Below are 3,174 nucleotides of genomic sequence, written 5' to 3'. Positions count from 1 at the left end.
GTTGCAACGTTCGCGCCTGCAGGCCTGAACGGCCGGCACGCAGCGCAGGTCCGTCGTCCGGGCGGTCGCATCTGCTTGGCCTCCGCGTCCAGGCCGGGAGGTGGTCGTGAGGAGCGGTGACCCCTTGGCGATGCTGGATCTGGATGGCGCCGCTCAGGTGGTACTGACCCGCGAGGGCAGACGGCTGCTGAGCGAGCGCGTCCGCGTCCTGCGTGTCGAGGTCCTTCCACAGCTGCGCGCCGCCTTGGAGGATCCTGAGCGTGATGGCCATGTCGACGCCGAGTTCGATCGGGCGGTCGAGGAGCTGCGCCGTCTGACCTGGGTTGTGGACCACGCCGCCATCGCCGAGGACGTGGTCGGCGAACCGGCCATGGTCGAGCTGGGCACGGTCGTGACTATTGGAGTCAGGCAGGGTGTTCTGGAGCGGTTCCTGATCGTCCATCCGATCGAGGCCCCGCTGGATGACCTGCGGATCTCGGTCCGATCGCCGTTGGCCCAGGCAGTGCTCGGCCACCAGGTCGGCGAGGAGGTGGAAGTGGCTGCCCCGTCAGGCCCCTACCGCTGCCGGATCGTGGCGGTCGAGAGTCCTCCCGTCGGTCCGGATGCGGCGCCGCCGACCCTCGACACGACGCAGTGACCGAGGGACGGACATGAGTGGCGGTCAACCTCCAGTCCCCGCGAGCCAGCGGGCGGTCGAAGCGTGGGTGGCGCTCGGCGGCGGTGTCGGGGTCGGCATCGGGGCTCGGCTGGGCAATGTCTTGTTCTGGATCGTCATCGGCGCCATCGCCGGCCTGGCGATCGGTTCGCCCGAGGACGGCTCGTGAGCTCTGCGCCGTCGGTAGGAGGACTGCCGCCGCCTGGCACGGCCCGCTGGGCCTACCTCCTCTGGAAACGAGCAAGCAGGAGCGCCCCGAGTAGGCCGGCCAGCAGCGATGCGGCCAGGATGCCGACCTTGGCCGCATTCTGGACCGCTGGGGTCTGGAACGCCAGGCTCGTGATGAACAGCGACACGGTGAACCCGATGCCAGCCAGAGCGGCGACCCCGACCAGGTGGCTCCAGCGGACGCCATCGGGGAGCCGGGTGATCCCGGTCCTGGTCGCCGCCCAAGTGAATGCGGTCACTCCGACCGTCTTGCCGACGACCAGACCCACCACCACCCCCAGGGTGACGCCGCTGGTCAGCGCCTCGCGCAGGGTTGCGCTGGTAATGGACACCCCAGCGTTGGCCAGCGCGAACAGCGGGACGATCACATAGCTGGTCCAGGGATGCAGCAGATGCTCGGTCCTGGCCAGGGGCGAGACCGCCTCGCGGGTCAGGCCGGCCAGATGCAGCCACTGGGGGGCGTCGGCGTCGGGCGGGAACGGGTCGTCCACGGTGTCGTCGGCGATTCGGTGCGCCTCGAGACTCACCGCCTTTGGGCGCTGGAAGGGAACCGCGGGGGTGGCCAGGCCGAGGGCGACACCGGCGATGGTGGCATGGACCCCGGACTGGAAGGCGGCCAACCACACGCCAACGCCGAGCAGCACATACAGCACCGTCCAGCGCACGTGCAGCCGCTGCAGGATCAGGATCAGCCCCAGCAGCCCGACCGCGGCCAGCAACGCCAGGACCTCGATGCTGCCGGAATAGAAGACGGCGATGACCAGGATGGCCCCGATGTCGTCCACGATAGCCAGCGCGAGCAGGAACGACTTGAGCGCCGCCGGCAGCCTGCCGCCGACCAGGGCCAGCACCCCCAGGGCGAAGGCGATGTCGGTGGCCATCGGGATCCCCCAGCCCCGGGCCGGCTCCCCACTGGAATTAATCGCCAGATACAGCAGGGCGGGCACCACCATCCCACCGAGGGCGGCAATGGCGGGCAGGGCGGCCACTCGGGGCTCGCGGAGCTCGCCGGTGAGCAGCTCACGCTTGATCTCCAGGCCGACCACCAGGAAGAACAGGGCCATGAGGGCGTCGTTGACCCAGTGCTGGAGGTCCTCGGCCAGCGACCAGTCACCGACTCCGATGGTGAGCTGGGTGTGCCAGACGGCGTCGTAGGAGGCTTGCCACGGGGAGTTGGCCCACAGCAAGGCGGCGACGGCGGCCGCCAGCAGCAGGATGCCGCCGGCCTGCTCGGTCCGCAGGAACGTCTGTAGGGGCTGGAGGACCAGCCGAGGGACCGGCCGAGCACTGTCCGACCACGACGGCCGGATCTCCTCCTCGGCCGAGGCGCCCCACTCGTCATCGTGATCCATCATGCTCCGCCGAAACCGAGCTCGACTTGGAGCAGCCGGCACAACGACCGCGCCCAGGCCTGCCACCGGCGCATGCTGGGAGCTTACCCAGCGTCCTGTCCTGCGCGGTGGCAGGCCAACGGTGGGTGACGATCCGCAGAACCCGGTGCGCTCTCGCCGGCATGGACGGCTCCTCGCGTTGCAGGTCAGACGCCGCCGACCAGGCTTCCCGGCACACCACCGGAAGTATATCGAGCGGTGTTCGCCCCGCCGGCTCAATCGTCGGCGAGTTAAGGGCGGTCGGTGCCCAGCGCGGCCAGGGCGACTGCTCCGTCGGCCTGCACTGCCTCGACATCGGCGGGCTGGGCGGTCTCGCGCTTGGCGTCCTCCAGCACCAGCCAGACATGACGAGCGCAGGCCCGACGGCGATCTTCGCTCACCGCTCGGCCGCCGACGTCCTTCAACAGCTAGATCAGGCTGCGGGCCACGGCCGGCTCCTTGGCCCCTGATTGGCGGATCTGGGTGGTGCCGAGGCGCAGGTAGTCGGCGAACTGTGGGAGGGGGACAGCGACGCGCAGCGCCTCCTGCTCATCGTGGTAGAGCCGGTCGCCGAGCCGCCGGCCGGCCAGCATGCACAACAGCACCGACAGGTGCTGGACCGCCTGGATGCCGTGTAGGGGTCGTTGATTGCCGGCGACAGGGCCTTGTTGCCGATGTCGACGAGCCGACGCAGCCCGAAGGGGACGTCCTGGACCATGGTCGGCTCGAACCCGATGACCACGCGTCGTCCAGCGCCGCCCGGACCAGCTGGATATCGACCGGTGAGCGCTCGGGCAGCCGGGCCCACGCCAGTGGCGTGCCCTCCACGACATGGTCACCGACCTGCCTGGCCAGCCGGACGACCACATCCTGGTCGGCGGCCGCCCGGACCAGCGGCTCGGGCTGGACGGCCTGGATGTA

General features: G+C 70.1%; 3 protein-coding genes and 1 pseudogene. 1 reads left to right on the top strand and 3 read right to left on the bottom strand.

Features of this window, described 5'->3' with window-relative positions; genetic code table 11:
• The first annotated feature begins 130 nt into the window (after window positions 1-130).
• Entirely contained in the window at window positions 131-637 is a 507-nt protein-coding gene (locus VF468_12070) for a GreA/GreB family elongation factor (protein ID HEX5879033.1), read from the top strand.
• Window positions 638-876: 239 nt separating this feature from the next.
• On the opposite strand, the gene nhaA is transcribed toward VF468_12070, so the two are convergent.
• From nhaA to VF468_12055, 3 genes and pseudogenes are all read right to left on the bottom strand, one after another.
• Complete coding sequence (gene nhaA, locus VF468_12065) at window positions 877-2,235, bottom strand: Na+/H+ antiporter NhaA (GenBank protein HEX5879032.1); 1,359 nt, start codon at window positions 2,233-2,235, stop codon at window positions 877-879.
• A 269-nt stretch (window positions 2,236-2,504) separates the two neighbouring features.
• Entirely contained in the window at window positions 2,505-2,678 is a 174-nt protein-coding gene (locus VF468_12060; protein ID HEX5879031.1) for a hypothetical protein, read from the bottom strand.
• A 3-nt stretch (window positions 2,679-2,681) separates the two neighbouring features.
• Window positions 2,682-2,971, bottom strand: a pseudogene (locus VF468_12055) (DUF2254 family protein).
• Window positions 2,972-3,174 lie beyond the last annotated feature (203 nt).

The sequence above is a fragment of the Actinomycetota bacterium genome (assembly GCA_036280995.1).
In the GTDB taxonomy this organism is placed as follows: Bacteria; Actinomycetota; CALGFH01; order CALGFH01; family CALGFH01; genus CALGFH01.
This window is presented reverse-complemented; position numbering and strand designations above follow the sequence as displayed.